The sequence below is a fragment of the Streptomyces sp. CB02980 genome (assembly GCF_014451325.2).
Lineage (GTDB): Bacteria > Actinomycetota > Actinomycetes > Streptomycetales > Streptomycetaceae > Streptomyces.
Genome location: NZ_JACSCH020000013.1, coordinates 256,780 through 274,237 on the forward strand (window position 1 = coordinate 256,780; position 17,458 = coordinate 274,237).

A 17,458-nucleotide genomic window follows, 5' to 3' on the forward strand; every position below is an offset into this window, starting at 1 on the left:
ACTGGGAGACGTGAAGGACGACGACACCCGCTACGAGGCGGTCAGCAGCAGGGACGCGCGGTTCGACGGAGAGTTCTTCTTCGCCGTCCGCACCACCGGCATCTACTGCCGTCCCAGCTGCCCCGCCGTCACCCCCAAACGGCAGAACGTCGCGTTCTTCCCGACGGCCGCCGCCGCCCAGGGCCACGGCTTCCGGGCCTGCCGCCGCTGCCGTCCGGACGCCGTGCCCGGCTCCGCCGCCTGGGACGTACGGGCCGATGTCGTCGGGCGCGCGATGCGGATGATCGGCGACGGCGTCGTCGACCGCGAAGGCGTGCCCGGCCTGGCCGGACGCCTCGGCTACAGCACCCGGCAGGTGCAGCGCCAGCTCACCGCCGAGCTCGGCGCCGGACCCGTCGCGCTCGCCCGCGCCCAGCGGGCGCACACCGCACGGCTGCTCCTCCAGACCACCGGGCTGCCGGTGACCGAGATCGCCTTCGCGGCCGGCTTCGCCAGCGTCCGCCAGTTCAACGAGACGATCCGCGCCGTCTACGCCCGCACCCCCAGCGCGCTGCGCGCCGAGGCGGGCAGCGGCACCGCCGCCCGTACCGCGCTCGCCGCCGGGGTGCCGCTGCGGCTCGCCCACCGGGGGCCGTACGCGGCCGGCGAGGTCTTCGACCTGCTCGCGGCCGAGGCCGTGCCCCGCGTGGAGGAGGTCGTCGGCGCCCCCGGTGCCCGCACCTACCGGCGCACCCTCCGCCTCCCGTACGGCACCGGGATCGTCTCCGTCGACGAGCGCTCAGCGGGGCGCTGGCTGGAGGCCCGGATCCATCTCACCGAGCTGCGCGACCTGACCACCGCCGTGCACCGGCTGCGCCGCCTCTTCGACCTGGACGCCGACCCCTACGCGGTCGCCGAGCGTCTCGGCGCGGCGCCCGGGCTCGCCGCCGAGGTGGCCGCCCGGCCAGGCGTACGGTCCCCGGGGACGGCCGATCCGGAGGAGTTCGCGCTGCGGACGCTGCTGGGCGCGGCGGAGTCCGCCCGGGTCGTCGAGGCGCACGGCACCCCGCTGGCCACCGGCTGCGGCAGCCTCACCCATGTCTTCCCGGAGCCCCGGGCGCTGACCGGCCACCCCGTCGCGGGCCCGCTGGCCCGCGCGCTCGCCGACGGAGCCGTACGCCTCGACCCCGGCGCCGACCGCGACGAGGCCGAGGCCGCGCTGCGCGCCGTCCCCGGAGTGACCGCCGAGGCGGCCGGCCTCATCCGGATGCGGGCCCTCGGCGACCCCGACGTACCCCCGGCGGGTGTCCCGGCCACGGAGGAGTGGCGGCCCTGGCGCTCGTACGCCGCCCGCTACCTCAGGAATCCGCTCCCGGGGGCTCCTCGAGACCCCAGCTGTGGATCCGGCGCGGACGGATCCGGATCACCTCCTCGCTGAAGTGCGGGCCCAGTGCGTGCGGGCCGACCAGGAGCTCCGCCTCGCCCCGGATCTCGACGCCCCGCACCCGCCAGGGGCGGACGCTCGCGAGATCGTCCACGACCAGCGCCACCTTCGGGTTCGCCCGCAGATTGCGCCACTTCTTCGTACGGCCCATCGCGAGGCCGCCCACCAGGACGGTGCCGTCCTCCTGCGGGAAGAAGCCCACCGGATTGACCTGCGGCTGACCGGACGGGTCGACCGTGGCCATCCGGGCGAGCTGCCGGCCGCCCGTGAGATAGGCGCGTTCCGCCGCGCTGAAGCCCTCGAAATCCCTCATGGGACCAGCATCGTGCGACCGCGCCCCGGGCGGATCGGCAGCCGGGCCCACTCCGCCTCCCTCTTCCGTCCTAGGACTCAGCCCCAGAGCACCGCGCCCGCCCACGCCCCCACGATGAGCAGGCAGGAGAACAGCTCCACGAGGACGCTCGTACCGGCCGCCCGCATCACCGTCCGGGTCGCCGCCCTGGCCTGGCCGTGGCCGCCCAGCCGGAGGCGTTCCGAGAGGTAGATCCCGCCGACGAAGCCGGGGATCGCGCCGAGCACCGGCACCAGGACGAAGCCCAGGAGGGCGCCCGCGCCGGCGTACGTCACCATCCGCCGGGTGATGCCCACGCCCCGGAAGCGACGGGGCGGCAGCTGCCAGACGACCACCTGGGTGAGCAGCAGCAGACCGGTCGTGGAGGCGAGCAGGATCCAGGCGAGGTCGGTCCGCTCGTGCAGGGACCACCAGAGCATCGCGGCCCACACCAGCCACGTCCCCGGCACACCGGGGGCCAGCACCCCGAACACGCCGAGCAGCATCACCGTCGCGACCATCAGGAGCTGCCACACACCCACGCGCCCAGGGTCCCCCACAACCGGCGTCCGCGCAGGTCGCGGCGGGCATCCGGGTACGGCGAGGGACTCCGGCACCCGGTTCGGCGCGGGCGGGATACGGCGCGTGTGCGGGATACGGCACGTGCAGGCGCCTGCGCGGGGTACGGCGCGTGCACCCGGTTCGGCACGTGTACCCGGTTCGGCGCGGGCGCGGGGTACGGCGCCTGCGCGGGGTACGGCGCCTGCGCGGGATACGCGGGATACGGCGCGTGTGCGCCGCCGCGGCCGCTCAGCCGCGCGCCACCCAGCCCTTCTCGTACGCGTGCCAGCCCAGCTGCAGCCGGGTCGTCACCCCGGTCAGCTCCATCAGGCCCTTCACCCGGCGCTGTACCGTCCGGAGCCCCAGGTCCAGCTGCTTGGCCACGCTCGCGTCCGTCATCCCGGCGAGCAGCAGCGACAGGATCTCCAGGTCCATGACGTCCGGACCGGGTGCCTCCTCCTCGGTGATCTGCGCGCCCGCCCCGAGTCTCAGCGGCAGCGCGTCCCGCCACACCGACTCGAACAGGCCCATCAGCGATTCCAGGAGCCCGCTCGCGTGCACGACGATCGCGGCCGGCTCCGCGCCCCGCCCGGTCAGCGGCACCATCGCCAGGGACCGGTCGGCGACCACCAGCTTGGTGGGGACCCGGTCCGCGACCCGGACGCGCTCCTCGCGGCCGAGCGCCGCCGAGAGTTCCAGCAGCCCGGTCGGGAGGGTGAGCACCTCGCGCTCCAGCACCACCCGGTAGCGCACCCCCCGCCCGGCCGCCTGCTCCTCGGCGTCGTTCTCCATGCCGGAGACCGCGATCGGCTTGCCCGTCACCAGGGCGCAGACCTCCTCCTGCGCGCCCAGCTGGAGCTGGAGGAAGCGGTGGGTGACGGCGCTCGCGCCGGTCACCACCTCCACCAGGTCGTGCACGGCCACCTCCGCCGCCTCCGCCCGGTACTCCTCGGCCAGCAGCGCCGCCGCCAGCTCCGCCTGCTCCAGCTCGTGGCGCTGCTGGGTGAGGAGGGCGCCCAGGGCCACCCCCGGCGGCGCCGCCACCCACCGTCCGGTCCTGGCCGAGGACTGCGCGGCGAGGCCCTGCGACTCCAGGCGGCGCAGCGCCCGCTCGGTGTCCCGTTCGGGCAGCGCGAGCCGGTGCGCCAGGTCGGTCACCTCGGCCGCGCCCAGCGCGACCAGCGCCCGGTACGCGGACTCCTGGCGCTCATCGAGTCCTATCGCTCCCAGCATGGATGCCCCACCCCTCGCCCTACCTCCGGCGGCGCGCCCCGGATCTTCCCAGGACATTCACCGGAGGCATTCGTTCCGTTGGTGACCTGGCGGGAAGCGGCCACGGCGTATTCCCGCCTCGCCCATCATCCCTGTACCGCCCTCACCTCTGCCAATGTGGCGCCACCGCAGCACCAACAGCCTCCGGAGACGGGCGTCTTGTGCCCTTTTTCCGGAATCAGATGGGGAGAGCGATGCGCCCGATTTCGCGAACGGCCCTGGGGGCGGCGACCGCCGTCGTCCTGGCCGTCACCGCGGTCGCGCCGTCCGTGGCGAACGAGCCGCAGGACGACACGGCCGGCAAGCGACCGCTGGTAGGGAGCGAGGCCGCGGCCCGCGCCGGGGACCGTCCCGTCACGGTGACCCTGGTCACCGGGGACCGCGTCGTGGTCAGCCGCGACGCCGACGGCAACCCCTCCGCCACCGCCCTGCCGCGCGAGGACGGAACCGTCCCCCTGGTCCAGACCCGCCGCTCCGGCCAGGACCTGTACGTCTACCCCGAGGGCGCCACCGACGCGCTCGCCGCGGGCCGCGTCGACCAGGAGCTCTTCAACGTCACCGGCCTCGTCCGGCAGGGCTACGACGACGCCGCCAGCACGACGCTGCCCCTCATCGCGGTCTACGGCTCCGACCTCGCCCGCTCCGTCCCCGCCGCCCCGCGCGGCGCCAAGCGCGGCCAGGTCCTCAGGACCGTCGACGGCGTCGCGCTCAAGGCGGAGAAGAAGCAGGCCGCCACGTTCTGGGCCGAGGTGAACACCCCCACGGCCCGCTCCGCCTCCGGAATCACGAAGCTCTGGCTCGACCGCAAGGTCCAGGCCACCCTGGAGCGCTCGACGAAGCAGGTCCACGCCCCCGAGGCCTGGGCCGCCGGCTACGACGGCACCGGCACCAAGGTCGCCGTCCTCGACACCGGCGCCGACGCCGAGCACCCCGACCTCAAGGGCCGGATCGCCGCCTCGGAGAACTTCACCGACTCCGACAGCACCGACGACCGCCAGGGCCACGGCACCCACACCATCTCCACCGTCGGCGGCTCCGGCGCTGCGAGCGACGGCAAGAAGAAGGGCGTCGCGCCCGGCGCGGCCCTCCTCAACGGCAAGGTCCTCAACGACTCCGGCTCCGGCGCCGCCTCCTGGATCATCGCGGGCATGGAATGGGCCGTCGCCCAGGGCGCCGACGTCGTCTCGATGAGCCTCGGCAGCCCCGTACCCACCGACTGCACCGACCCGATGAGCCTTGCGGCCGAGGAACTCGCCCAGAACAAGGGCACGTTGTTCGTCATCGCCGCCGGCAACTCGGGCCCCACCCTCAACACGGTCTCCTCGCCCGGCTGCGCGCCCAGCGTGCTCACCGTCGGAGCCACCGATCGCGACGACTCCACCGCGTACTTCTCCAGCCGCGGCCCGACGATCGTCAACCACACCCTCAAGCCCGAGATCGCGGCGCCCGGCGTCGACATCTCCGCCGCCGCGGCCGGCGGCCGGGGCGTCTACGCCTACCAGTCCATGTCCGGTACGTCGATGGCCACCCCGCACGTCGCGGGCGCCGCCGCCATCGTCAAGCAGCGCCACCCCGACTGGACCGCCCAGCAGGTCAAGGCCGCGCTCGTCGCCTCCGCCGAGAGCACCGTCCCCGGCGACGTCCGCGAGGTCGGCGGCGGCCGCCTCGACGTCAAGGCCGCGATCGACCAGACGGTCCTCGGCTCGCCCGCCGTCCAGGGCGGTACCTACCACTGGCCGCAGGACAGGACCGACCGCACCACGGTCTCCGTCCCGTACACCAACACCTCCGGCGCCCCGGTCACCCTGAACCTGGCCGTCGAGAAGGTCACCGGCAACGACGGCTCCCGGGTGCGGAGTTCGGTCGCCCGCCTCGACAGGCGCACCGTCACCGTCCCCGCCGGCGCCACCGTCCAGGTCCCGCTGGAGCTCGACCCCACGGCCCGCCTCGACCGCGCCCAGTACGGCGACGTCACCGGCCGCGTGATCGCCACCGGCAAGGGCGGCATCCACGTCTCCACCCCGTTCTCCCTCTACGTCGAGCCCGAAACGGTCACCCTGCGCGTCAAGTTGATCGACCGTCAGGGCAAGCCCGCCGCCGGAGCCTCCTCCGTCGACGTCATCGGCACCGACGTGGCCAGTGGTGAGCGCCGCTTCAACGACGGCGCCACCGACCAGGTCTACCGCGTGCGCCCCGGCAGCTACTTCCTCTCCTCCTTCGTCACCACCCCCGACGCGGGTGAGGGCGCCACGCTGAACGACTCGCTCAGCTACCTCGGCCGCCCGCAGCTGGAGGTCAAGAAGGACACCACCGTCGTCCTCGACGCCCGCAAGGCCCACAAGCTGTCGGTCGCGACCGACAAGGCCTCCGAGGCCCGCGGCACCACCCTCGCGTTCGCCCGGTCGTGGGACGACATCTGGACGCACGCCGGCACCGCCGCCGGCGGGCGCACCATCCGCGGCTACTACGCCTCCGTCGAAGGCGCCACCACCGAGGGCGACTTCGAGTTCGGCAGCTACTGGCGCACCGCTGCCCCGCTGATCTCCTCGCTCAGGACCGCCGACGGCCTGACCCTGCACCCGGTCACCGCCTCCACCGGCTCCGACAACCTCGACGGCTCCGGCTCCGCCGGTCTCGTGGACGCCGGCACCGGCACTCCCGACGAGCTCAAGGCCGCCGGCGTCCAGGGCCGTATCGCCCTGGTCCGCTTCCCCGACACTTCCGACTCGGCGCTGACGGTGGCCCGTAACGCCAAGGCCGCGGGCGCGGTGGCCGTCCTCGCGTACCGCACCGGCCCCGGCCGCTGGTACCCCACGGGCGGCTTCGCCGGCGCCGGCTTCCCGGTCCTCGCCGTGGAATCCGCCGAGGGCGCGGCCCTGCTCGGCAAGCTCGCCGCCGGTGAGGTCGGCCTCTCCTGGAAGGCCACGGCCAAGAGCCCGTACCTCTACAACCTCGCCTTCCCCGAGAAGGGGTCGATCCGCGGCGACAAGAACTACCGCGTCCGTGACGCGCAGCTCGGCCGCACCGAGTCCACCTACCGCGCCATGGGCCTCGCCAACGACTTCATCGACTTCAGCGGCGCCTCCCGGCCCAACGGCGTCTCCGTCTCCTTCGGCGACCTCGCGCCGGTCTCCGCGCCGGGCACCCGCACCGAGTACTACACCGCCGGTGACACGAGCTGGGACCGGATGCTGTCCTCCAGCTTCCCGTTCGGCGAGTACATGATCGGCGCCCCGCACACGTACAAGGCCGGCGAGCGGCGCACCGAGCGCTGGTACGACGGGGTCGTCGCCCCCACCGCCCCGCGCGACAGCACCGGCAAGCCGGCCCTCGTCGCCGAGCGCCAGGGCGACTACATCGGCTTCTCCGCCGCGATCTGGGGCGACAACACCCACCACGGCGAGGCCGGTTCCTTCGGTGACATCGGTGGCCTCCGCCTCAGCCGTGACGGCGAGGTGCTCGGCGAGAGCGGCTGGCCGTTCGGCGCCTTCCCGGTGCCCGCCGACGAGGGGACGTACACCCTCGAACAGAACGTCATGAAGATCGGGAGCAAGGTGTGGGCCCGCTCGAACTCCGTCAATTCGGTATGGAAATTCACCTCCAAGCTTGACGAGAGCGTCTATTCTCAGGGCATCCCGATTCTCTTCCCCCGGTACGACCTTCCGGAGGACGGACTCAAGACCCTCGCCGCGACCGACGGCCAGCACATCGGCCTCACCGTGACGGGTCACGCGGGCTACACCCCCGCGGCGCTCACCTCGGCCAAGCTCTCGTACTCCTACGACGGGGGCACGACCTGGACCGAAGCGCAGGTCTCTCAGCAGGGCGGCCACTGGACCGCGACCGTGAACCACACGGGCGCGACCGGTAAGCAGGTCACCCTGAAGACCGAACTGACGGACGCCAAGGGCAACTCCGTCACCCAGACCGTGGTCCGCGCCTACGACGTGCGCTGATCACGCCGGTCCGCCGGGCGTCCTTCCCGTGGGGGGTGGGGCCGCCCGGCGGACCACCCATTTGCAGCAACGGTTTTCCTGATGTCCCGTTTTCGGGCGCCCCGTGCGGTGGACAATAAGGGCATGACTCAGCAGGGGGACGACAACTGGTGGGACAAGCTCTACGACGAGTCGGCGCCGGACACGGCACCGACGGCGTCGGGTGACACCCTCGACGACCACTTCACCACGGCGACCCGGGCCACCACGGGCCCGCCGGGTGCGACTCCGGGCCCGACACCGGACCCGTGGGCCACGGCGGCCGTCCCGATCCCGGTGCCGCCGCAGAAGGCGCCCGCACCACCCGCCCCGCCTTCGCCGCCGGTGGCCGCCGCGCCGCCTCCGCCGCCCGGCACCGACGTACCCCTCGTGCCCGGGCGGGCGCCCTGGGAGGCCCGGCAGGAGGGCCCGCAGACCTTTCCCGCGCCTCCGCCGCCGCCTCCGCCCGCCCCGCCCGTCGAGACGCCCACCGTCCAGGTGCAGGTGCCCGAGGGCACCGGCAGTCACGAGGAGAACGAGCCCGCGTCCGCGTCCGCGTCCGGGGCCGAGTCGGGGTCCGGTTCCGGGTCCGGGTCCGAGGACGAGGTCCCGACCGGCGGTCCCGACTCCCGCTCCGGCCTCACCGTCGAGGTCTCCGTGCCCCGGCCCCGTACCGGATACGTCGGGAGCCGGCCGCCCACCTACGAGCCCGAGCCGACCGCGCTGCCCGTCGCCCGGCCCGGGGAGCTCGGCGAGCTGGTGTCCGACACCGTGCTCGACGGCGCCCGGTACGGCACCTGCACCGTGCGGGCCGCCTCCGTACGCGGTGACTCCGCGCGCTACCGGGGCGAGCCCCGCCGCGACGCCCTGCTCACCGCCCGCTTCGGCCACGACGAGACCGCGCTCGTCCTCGTCGCCGTCGCCGCGGGAGCCCGCGCCGCCGAGGACGCCCATCTCGCCGCCGCCGACGCCTGCCAGTGGATCGCCGAGGCCGTCTGCCGCAGCCACGCCCGGCTCTCCGAGGACATCAGGTCCGGCCGCCGCGGCGACCTCAAGTCGGGACTGCACCGGCTCACCGACCGTACGTACGGCAAGCTCCGCACCCGCGCCGCCGAGCGCGGCCTCGCCCCCGACGAGTACACCGCGACCCTCCGCTGTCTGCTCGTCCCCGCCGACCCCGACTGCCGCACCCGGGTCTTCTTCGGCATCGGCGGCGGCGGTCTCTTCCGGCTCCGCGACGGCGCCTGGCAGGACATCGAACCGCTGCTGCCCGAGCCGGCCGCCGTCACCGGCGCCCCCGTCGTGGGCTTCGGCTCGCCGCCCCCGCAGGACGCCGCCTCCGAGACCGAGGAGGGCGACCGGCTCACCATGGACCTCGGCATCACGACCGCGCCGGGACCGCTCGTCGAGGAGCCCGTACCGCCGCCCGCCGAGCCGTTCCGCTTCCGCGCGTCCGTCGCCCGCCCCGGCGACACCCTGCTCCTCGCCTCACCCGGCCTGGCGGAGCCGATGCGCGGCGAACCCGCCCTCGCCCGCGAGCTCGCCGCCCGCTGGGCCGACGCCGAGGCACCCGGCCTGGCCGCGTTCCTCGCCGACACCCAGCTGAGGGTGACCGGTTACGCCGACGACCGTACGGGGGTGGGTGTCTGGGAGGCGTAATCCACCGGGCGCGACCAGCCGGGCCGTGTGTTGATGGAGCCATGGCCAAACAGAACGTGGCGGAGCAGTTCGTCGACATCCTCGTCCGCGCGGGAGTCCGGCGCCTGTACGGCGTCGTCGGTGACAGCCTGAACCCGGTCGTCGACGCGATCCGCCGTACCCCCTCGCTCGACTGGATCCAGGTGCGGCACGAGGAGACCGCGGCCTTCGCCGCCGGCGCCGAGGCCCAGATCACCGGTGGCCTCGCCGCCTGCGCCGGCTCCTGCGGCCCGGGGAACCTGCACCTCATCAACGGCCTGTACGACGCCCACCGCTCGATGGCCCCGGTCCTGGCCCTCGCCTCGCACATCCCGTCGAGCGAGATCGGCCTGGGCTACTTCCAGGAGACCCACCCCGACCAGCTGTTCCGCGAGTGCAGCCACTACAGCGAACTCATCTCCAACCCGAAGCAGATGCCCCGGCTGCTCCACACCGCGATCCAGCACGCCGTCGGCCGCGGCGGCGTCAGCGTGGTCGCGCTGCCCGGTGACATCGCCTCCCAGCCGGCCCCGGAGAAGGCGGTGGAGACCGCGCTCGTCACCTCCCGGCCGACCGTCCGCCCGGGGGACGCCGAGCTCGACGCCCTGGTCCGGATGATCGACGCGGCGGACCGGGTGACGCTCTTCTGCGGCAGCGGGACGGCCGGGGCGCACCCCGAGGTGATGCAGTTCGCCGAGCGGATCAAGTCACCCGTCGGCCACGCCCTGCGGGGCAAGGAATGGATCCAGTACGACAATCCGTACGACGTCGGCATGAGCGGACTGCTCGGCTACGGCGCCGCGTACGAGGCCACCCACGAGTGCGATCTGCTGATCCTGCTCGGCACCGACTTCCCGTACAGCGCCTTCCTGCCCGACGACGTCAGGATCGTGCAGGTGGACGTCCGACCCGAGCACCTCGGCCGCCGCTCCCGGCTCGACCTCGCCGTCTGGGGTGACGTCCGGGAGACCCTGCGGTGTGTGATCCCCCGGGTCCGGGCGAAGACCGACCGGCGCTTCCTCGACAAGATGCTCAAGAAGCACGCCGACGCGCTCGAAGGCGTGGTCAAGGCCTATACCCGCAAGGTCGAGAAACACGTCCCGATCCACCCCGAGTACGTGGCCTCCCTGATCGACGAACTCGCCGACGACGACGCCGTGTTCACGGTGGACACCGGGATGTGCAACGTCTGGGCGGCCCGTTACCTCAGCCCCAACGGGCGGCGCAGGATCATCGGTTCGTTCAGCCACGGCTCGATGGCGAACGCGCTGCCGCAGGCCATCGGTGCTCAGTTCACCGACCGGAACCGGCAGGTCGTCTCGCTCTCCGGCGACGGCGGATTCTCCATGCTGATGGGCGACTTCCTCACCCTCGTGCAGTACGACCTGCCGGTGAAGGTGATCGTCTTCAACAACTCCTCGCTCGGCATGGTCGAGCTGGAGATGCTGGTCTCCGGACTTCCCTCGTACGGAACGACGAACAAGAACCCGGACTTCGCGGCCATCGCCCGCGCCGCCGGGGCCTACGGCGTACGGGTCGAGAAGCCCAGGCATCTGACGAGCGCCCTCAAGGACGCCTTCAAGCACAAGGGCCCGGCCCTGGTGGACGTCGTCACCGACCCCAACGCGCTCTCCATCCCGCCGAAGATCAGTGCCGACATGGTGACCGGCTTCGCCCTCTCCGCCAGCAAGATCGTCCTGGACGGGGGAGTGGGCCGAATGGTCCAGATGGCCCGCTCCAACCTGCGCAACGTGCCCCGCCCCTGAGGGAATGCGGGCGATTTGGTGGGGCATGCATCCCCGTGAGCCTGTTCGACGCGATCTGTGGGTGGGGGATATGGCCGGGGAGGCACGACAGCCGACTCAACTGCTCAGAAAGGTGGGATGCGCGGATCTCACCGCGGTGCCGGAGGTGCGACACGCCCTGCGTGAACTGCTGCGGAAATGGGGCCGACCGGGCGCCTCCGACGTGGCGGAACTGCTCACCAGCGAGCTGGTGACCAATGCCCTGATCCACACCGAGCACGGGGCCGTCGTGACGGCGACGGTCGTGCCCGAGCAGCTGAGGGTCGAGGTCCGCGACTTCGTCCCCGGTCTCGCGCCACCGCACGTACCGCCCGCCGGCGACGGTACGCACGGCAGGGGGCTGATCCTCGTCGAGGCCCTGGCCGACTCCTGGGGAGTCGAGAACCACGGGGTGGGCAAGGTGGTGTGGTTCGAACTGAACGGCGGGGCCGCCTGAGAGGCGGCCCCGCCGGTGTGCGGTGGACGGAGTGGTGCTCAGCCGAACTGCTGCTCCAGGTCCTTGAGCTTGCGCTCCAGGGAGTCGAGACGGGGCAGCGTCTGGGTGTCGTCCTCCGCGGTGAGGTCCACCGTCCGGGAGTCGCCCGTGTGGGGGTCACGTCCTCCGACGGCTTGGAGGGAGGGCCGGGGTCGAAGCGGCAGTTGTCCCGGATCCGCTATGGCCGGTTCCGCGACGGCGGCCTGCACGGGCGCCGACGCGGAACCGGAACCCGAGCCGGCGCCGGACCCCGAACCCGGGCCCGTACCTGAGCCCGAGGTGGCGTTGAGCGCCGCCATCTCCACCTGACGGCCGCCGCCCCGGCCGAGCCCGAAGGCGCGGTGCTGGCGGTTGATCGCCTTCAGCCGTGCCCGGTCGAGCTTGACCTGGTCGCGCCGGCGGATCCGGTTCTGCTCCTTCTCCCGCCGGTCCTCGCGTACCTCGTCGACGGCCTCGTCCAGGGTCCGTACGCCCTCCAGAAGCATCAGCGACCAGGCGGCGAACGTCTCCCGGGGTGCCCTCATCCACCGCACGATCCGGATCTGCGGCAGCGGGCGGGGCACCAGGCCCTGCTCGCGCAGCGCGGCCCTGCGGGTCTGCTTGAGCGCCCGGTCGAAGAGGACCGCCGCCGAGAGGGACATGCCCGCGAAGAACTGCGGCGCCCCGTCGTGGCCCAGGCCGCGCGGTGCGTGCACCCAGTTGAACCAGGCCGCCGCGCCCGCGAACAGCCAGACGAGCAGCCGCGAGCCGAGGGCCGCGTCGCCGTGGCTGGCCTCGCGGACCGCGAGCACCGAGCAGAACATGGCGGCGCCGTCGAGGCCGAACGGGACGAGGTACTCCCAGCCCCCGGTGAGGTTGAGGTTCTGCCGGCCGAAGCCGACGAGTCCGTGGAAGGACAGGGCCGCGGCGACCGCGGCACAGCAGAAGAGGAGGACGTAGGAAGCGGTGCCGTACACGGCTTCCTTGCGTCTGCGGCGCTCCTCGCTGCGTTCCCAGGAGTCCTCGGCCGCGGCCTGGTCACCGGCGCGCTTCCCGCGCGCGAGCACCGCCACCGCCGTCAGGACTCCGGCCACCATGACGCCGCCCGGAAGCAGCCAGTCCAGCGATATGTCGGTCAGTCTCATGCGGTGTCCCTTGCATCGCAGTAGGGCGTTTGGCGGCCCATACTGGCCGACCCCGTGGGGCGCTCAAGGGGTTTCCGGGCAAGAGCACGCCATCGGGGCGCCAGGACATACGAATAGGTGCGATCTGGTCGAACACCCATGCAGGGAGGGAGGGTTGAGTTCGATTTACGCCACCCGTCCGGGTGGCGTAATCACTCGGGAGCCTCAGGCGGTCGCCGTGAGGCGACGGACCCGCTCGGCGTCGCACGTACGGGGACAGGTGAGGCAGGTGTCCTCGGGGCGCAGCGTGTAGAAGAAGCAGCAGGTCGCCCGGTCGCGCGTGGCGCGCGGGGCGCCGTCCGGCCCCTCGGTGCCGGGCAGTTCGCGGAAGCCCGCCGCACCCGCGTAGGGCTTGTACGGCTTGACGGTGCCCGGCATCAGGAGGTCGAGCTCGGCCATCGACCGTTGCTCCTCGCCGAACAGGGCGCCGACGTACCAGAGGCCCTCGACGATCTCGTCCGTGGCCATCCCCCACAGGGCCCGGCGACCGCGCCGCATCCGGGAGCCGAAGCCGTCGAGGATCGCCTCGAAGTGCTCGGCGAGCGAGGCGCGCACCTCGGCCCGCAGCGCGTCCTCGTCGGGGACCACCCGGGCGCCGGGGAGCGACGCCGCCGGGTCGCCGGGCAGGCAGGCGAACTCCTCCACCAGGACGGCCATCCGCCCGAGCGCCCGCTGGAACGACACGTTCCGTGCGGGGAGCCGGGGCACCCTGCGGTCCAGGAACCAGGGGACGGTGACGAGCAGACAGGCGGGCCAGGCGTATCGGTGCAGTCCGAAGCTGGCGACGACGTCGGGGCGGGCCTGGGTGCCGTAGTCGCGCAGCACCTGCGCGTTGTCCCAGGCGAGGAAGGCGTCGAGGTCGGGGCCGCCGGCCGCGAGCTCTTCCGCGCCGACCCAGCCCGCGCCGCGCGGCAGCCGCTCGCCGCGGACGTGTTCCTCTATCCGGAGATGGGGGAAGACCTCGGCGAGCCGGGCGTAGGCGGCCGCGACGGGCGAGGTCGGAGAGGCGGGCAACAGGGCGGGGACGGTCATGCGGACCACCGAATCGCGAGCGTTGGCAGGTTAGCCTTACCTTACCCGATTCGGGGTCGCCTCTCACCACCGGCCAAGAGCCCCCCGACCAGCGAGGCAGCCCTCACACCCTTGATGTCGGTCCGTTCGCCTATGGTGCACAGAGGACCCGCGCGACGCGAGCCGGGCCCGGCACGAGGCCGCAGGAGGACCCGGGTGGAGCAGGGCGCAGCGCGCGAGCGGGCGACGGAGAGGCCGTCCCCGCCCTTCGGCGACGCCGCCCGGGACCCGGAGGAGGCCGTACGGGTGCCGGAGCAGGCTCGTGGCACCGGCCGGCCCCCGGAGGGCACCGAGCGGGCCCTCGACACGGGGCGGCCCGGCGGCGCCGAGTCCGCGCGTGCCGAGTCCGCGCGTGCCGAGTCCACGCGTTCCGAGTCCGCCCGGGGTGAGGCCGCCCGGGGTGAGGCCGCCCGTGCCGAAGCTGCCCGTGGCGAGTCCGCCCGGGGTGAGCACACCCACTGCGAGCCGGGCATCCCCGGCATCGCCCCCGCACCCGGCGTCGCCCCGGCTCGCGTTCCCGCGCGTGCTTCCGTCCCCGCCACCCGTGTCGTACGGCACTCCGTCCGCGGCCAGATCCTCGACGCGCTCCGCACCGCCCTCGTCGGTGGCGAGCTCGTCCCCGGCGAGGTGTACTCCGCTCCCGCCCTCGGCGAGCGGTTCGGCGTCTCGGCCACCCCGGTCCGCGAGGCCATGCAACGCCTCGCCGTCGAGGGCGCCGTCGAGGTCGTGCCGAACCGCGGCTTCCGCGTCACCGAGCGGACCCCCCGCGAGCTCGCCGAACTCGCCGAGGTCCGCGCGCTCATCGAGGTCCCCGTCATGCTGCGGCTCGCCCGCACGGTCCCCGCCGCCCGCTGGGCCGAGCTCCGCCCGCTCGCCGAGGCGACCTCGACCGCCGCGGCCCGGGGCGACCGCGCCCACTACGCCGAGGCCGACCGGGCCTTCCACCGGGCCGTCCTCTCCCTCGCGGGGAACGAGCAGCTGCTCGCCGTCGCCGACGACCTCCACCGCCGCTCCCAGTGGCCCCTGATCAGCGCGCCCGTCGTCCGCCACGGTGTGCTCGTCGCCGACGCCGCCGAGCACACCGCCCTGCTCGACGCCCTGATCGCCCATGACCTCACGGTCGTCGAATCCCTCGTCCGCGAACACTTCACCGGCTCGAACGCCTGACCGTCCGCGGCCCGCTAAGGTTGATGATCATGTCAACCGGCAAGGCCACAGGGGGAATCAGGATGAGGACGGGCGTACGGGGGATCGCCGTCGCGGCGGCCATGGTCGTCGCACTCACGGGATGCGGGGACGGCGAGGGAACCGACCCGGTCACGGGGGCCGTGGGCGGCAAGGAGAAGGTCCAGCCGACCACGCTGGACGCGACCGGGCTCATCAACGCCCTCCCGGTGTCGTCCGACTTCAGCAACGGCACGTTCACCGGCGGCGACCCCGAGCTGGTCCCGGAGGCCGAGGCCGCGAAGTTCTGTGCCGACAAGCTGGAGGACGTGGACTGCGCCGGAGTGAAGGCCGCGAGCATCAAGGACCTGGTCCTGGCCGGCTCCTCCTCGGACGAGGGGGCCACCTTCACTCTCTACACCTTCGGTTCGGAGGCGGAGGCGACCGCCGTGCTGAAGGCGGTGGAGAAGGCGAGGAAGTCGTCGAAGGGCGAGGCCGGCATCTTCACACCGGTGAAGGCCGAGACCGGGGCCGACGAGACGTTCGCCTTCGAGCGGGACGACTACGTCGGTGTCTACATGCGCGTCGGCACCGTGGTGTCCTACGTGAGCACCTACCGGTTCGGACCGGAGCAGGCCGAAGGCGCCGCCCAGGTCCAGCTCGGCCGGCTCAAGGTCGTCGCGGGGGGCGGCGACCCCGACGCCTGACCGCCCCGAAGAACCCGCGGAAGCTCCCCGAAGACCGTCCCCGCGACGGGGCCCTCGCCGGGGCCCGCGCCCATTAAGGTCAAGGGCGACAGCCGCCCGTACCGCGTCGCCCGTGAGGTGCCCCATGCCGTCCGCGACCCCGTCCCCGGCGGACGGAGGCCGACCCGTCACCGGTACGGAGACCGAGGCCACCGCCCTGCTCGGCTGGCTCACCGATCCCGAGGCGCCGCGGCTCTGTCTCGTCACCGGCGCCCCCGGCAGCGGCAAGACGGCTCTGCTCGGCTGGTTCGCCAAGCACGGCCCGCGGGCCGGCCGGCCGCGCCGCCGCACGGCCCGGGTACTCGTCCCGCTGGCCGGACAGAGCGCCCTCGGCGCGACCTGGACGATCGCCGACCGTCTCGGCGTGGTGGCGCGGTCGCCCGGCGACCTCGTGCACGCCCTCGCCACCAGCGAGGCCCGGCCCGCCGGCCGCGCCGTCCTCCTCCTCACCGATCTGCACGCCGCCGCCGAACCCGCCGCGCTCACCGATCTGATCGCCGAGCTCGCGGGCGTCGGCCGGGTCCGGCTCGTGGTCGAGGCCCGCAGCGGCACCCCGGCCCCCGCCGCCCTGCGCACCGACCGGCGGGTCGCCGTCGTGGACCTCGACGGCGACGCCGACGCCCCCGGCCGCGGCGCCCCCGAGCAGGCCCGGCCGCTGCCTGACCTCTCCGACCCGGTGGCCGTCTGTACGGCCGACCCGCTGCTCGTCACCACGGCGTACGTCACGGGGGCGGCCGCCGCCGGACTCCCGGGCACGCTCGACGGCCCCGAGGTGCCCGACCGCCCCGGCGAGAACGCCGCCGAGGACCACGGCGGGCTACGGGCCGCCTGGATGCGGGCCGGCCAGTCCCTCTGCCGCGAACAGGCCTCCGCCGAACGGGCGTTGGTTCTGCTCTCCGCTCTCGGCGACGGTGCCGACCCCCGGCTGCGTCCGGCGCTCGCCGAGCTCGCGGAGGGCTCGCCCTGGCGGCTCCGCTGGGCCCGGCACCGCGGTGATCTCACCCCGCCCTGGCCGGGTCCCGTCACCGTCCTCGGCGCGGCGGGCGGGCCGTTGGAGGGGACGTTGCTCGTCGGTGACCGCACGGGCACCGTACGGCTGCTCCACGAGGCCGACGCGAGCCCGGCGGGCCGTCTGGCCCACACCGTGCCCGGCCGGGTCACCGCGCTCGCGCCCGCGCCCGACGGCACCGTGCTGCTCCTGGACGACCGGGGCCGGCTGCACACCGTACGGGGGACGACGCCGCGGGCCCCGTATCTGGAGCGCCTCACGGAGGCCGTCTCGGCGACCCTGGCCCGTCACCCGGGAACGGCCCTCGCGGCGATCGCGGGTTCGGTCGTGGTGGGGGACCGGCTCGGCTCGGTGCACGCCTTCGGTCTGCGGGGCCTGCACCAGGCCGCCTCGCACAGCGGCCGGGTCGCGGCGGTCGCGGCGGTGGACTCCGAGACCCCGTTCGTCTGCTCCGGCGGCGTCGACGGGACCGTCCGGCTCTGGACCCCGGGCCGTGATCCGCGCCCCGAACCCCTCGCCGAACGGCCCTCGCCGGTGGTCTCCCTGCATGCGACGGAGACCCCGCACGGCCCGCTGATCGCCGTCGCCTGGGGCGACGGCCTCGTCGAACTCCACCGCCCGGAGGGCGGTCCGACGCTCTCGTTCCGCCCGGGCCCCCCGGTCCGAGCGGTCGCCGTCACCGGCGCCGGCTCCCTGCTCATCGGAACCGACGAGAGCCTGGTGTGTCTCGCGCCGAAGCGCACGACGTCCTGAGGGATCGCTCCTGAGGGATCACTCCTGAGAGATC

General features: G+C 73.8%; 13 protein-coding genes. 8 read left to right on the plus strand and 5 right to left on the minus strand.

The window, feature by feature from the left end; translation table 11 throughout:
• The first annotated feature begins 10 nt into the window (after window positions 1–10).
• Complete coding sequence (locus tag E0F75_RS26340) at window positions 11–1,417, plus strand: bifunctional transcriptional activator/DNA repair enzyme AdaA (protein ID WP_229313260.1); 1,407 nt, start codon at window positions 11–13, stop codon at window positions 1,415–1,417.
• Here E0F75_RS26340 and E0F75_RS26345 read toward each other — a convergent pair.
• The 3 genes from E0F75_RS26345 to E0F75_RS26355 form a co-directional block, all read right to left on the minus strand.
• Entirely contained in the window at window positions 1,338–1,736 is a 399-nt protein-coding gene (locus E0F75_RS26345) for a PPOX class F420-dependent oxidoreductase (protein ID WP_229313263.1), read from the minus strand. The genes E0F75_RS26340 and E0F75_RS26345 overlap by 80 nt on opposite strands.
• A gap of 77 nt (window positions 1,737–1,813) precedes the next feature.
• A complete protein-coding gene (locus E0F75_RS26350) occupies window positions 1,814–2,296 on the minus strand; it encodes a DUF456 domain-containing protein (RefSeq protein WP_229313264.1) in 483 nt (160 codons plus the stop codon).
• Between the two features lie 268 nt (window positions 2,297–2,564).
• Window positions 2,565–3,548, minus strand: coding sequence for a LuxR family transcriptional regulator (locus tag E0F75_RS26355; RefSeq protein ID WP_229313266.1), 984 nt, complete (start codon window positions 3,546–3,548; stop codon window positions 2,565–2,567).
• A gap of 233 nt (window positions 3,549–3,781) precedes the next feature.
• Here E0F75_RS26355 and E0F75_RS26360 point away from each other — a divergent pair, with 233 nt between their 5' ends.
• The 4 genes from E0F75_RS26360 to E0F75_RS26375 all read left to right on the plus strand — a co-directional run bounded on the left by E0F75_RS26360 (window position 3,782) and on the right by E0F75_RS26375 (window position 11,479).
• On the plus strand, window positions 3,782–7,543 hold the full coding sequence (locus tag E0F75_RS26360; protein WP_229313268.1) for a S8 family serine peptidase: 3,762 nt from the start codon (window positions 3,782–3,784) through the stop codon (window positions 7,541–7,543).
• Window positions 7,544–7,666: 123 nt separating this feature from the next.
• Window positions 7,667–9,220, plus strand: coding sequence for a protein phosphatase 2C domain-containing protein (locus E0F75_RS26365; RefSeq protein ID WP_229313270.1), 1,554 nt, complete (start codon window positions 7,667–7,669; stop codon window positions 9,218–9,220).
• Window positions 9,221–9,261: 41 nt separating this feature from the next.
• A complete protein-coding gene (locus tag E0F75_RS26370; RefSeq protein ID WP_229313272.1) occupies window positions 9,262–11,004 on the plus strand; it encodes a pyruvate dehydrogenase in 1,743 nt (580 codons plus the stop codon).
• A gap of 25 nt (window positions 11,005–11,029) precedes the next feature.
• Window positions 11,030–11,479, plus strand: a complete 450-nt coding sequence (locus tag E0F75_RS26375; protein WP_374115435.1) for an ATP-binding protein — start codon at window positions 11,030–11,032, stop codon at window positions 11,477–11,479.
• Window positions 11,480–11,517: 38 nt separating this feature from the next.
• On the opposite strand, the gene E0F75_RS26380 is transcribed toward E0F75_RS26375, so the two are convergent.
• Both E0F75_RS26380 and E0F75_RS26385 read right to left on the minus strand, forming a co-directional pair.
• Complete coding sequence (locus tag E0F75_RS26380; RefSeq protein ID WP_229313276.1) at window positions 11,518–12,642, minus strand: DUF2637 domain-containing protein; 1,125 nt, start codon at window positions 12,640–12,642, stop codon at window positions 11,518–11,520.
• Between the two features lie 204 nt (window positions 12,643–12,846).
• A complete protein-coding gene (locus E0F75_RS26385) occupies window positions 12,847–13,713 on the minus strand; it encodes a (2Fe-2S)-binding protein (protein WP_229313278.1) in 867 nt (288 codons plus the stop codon).
• Between the two features lie 195 nt (window positions 13,714–13,908).
• On the opposite strand from E0F75_RS26385, the gene E0F75_RS26390 reads away from it, so the two are divergent.
• From E0F75_RS26390 to E0F75_RS26400, 3 genes are all read left to right on the plus strand, one after another.
• Entirely contained in the window at window positions 13,909–14,919 is a 1,011-nt protein-coding gene (locus tag E0F75_RS26390; protein WP_229313279.1) for a GntR family transcriptional regulator, read from the plus strand.
• Between the two features lie 29 nt (window positions 14,920–14,948).
• Window positions 14,949–15,623: a hypothetical protein gene (locus tag E0F75_RS26395; RefSeq protein ID WP_229313281.1), complete on the plus strand. Its 675-nt coding sequence runs from the start codon at window positions 14,949–14,951 to the stop codon at window positions 15,621–15,623.
• A 124-nt stretch (window positions 15,624–15,747) separates the two neighbouring features.
• Window positions 15,748–17,424 (plus strand): hypothetical protein, encoded by a 1,677-nt coding sequence (locus E0F75_RS26400; RefSeq protein WP_229313283.1) that lies wholly within the window; start codon window positions 15,748–15,750, stop codon window positions 17,422–17,424.
• Window positions 17,425–17,458: the final 34 nt, after the last annotated feature.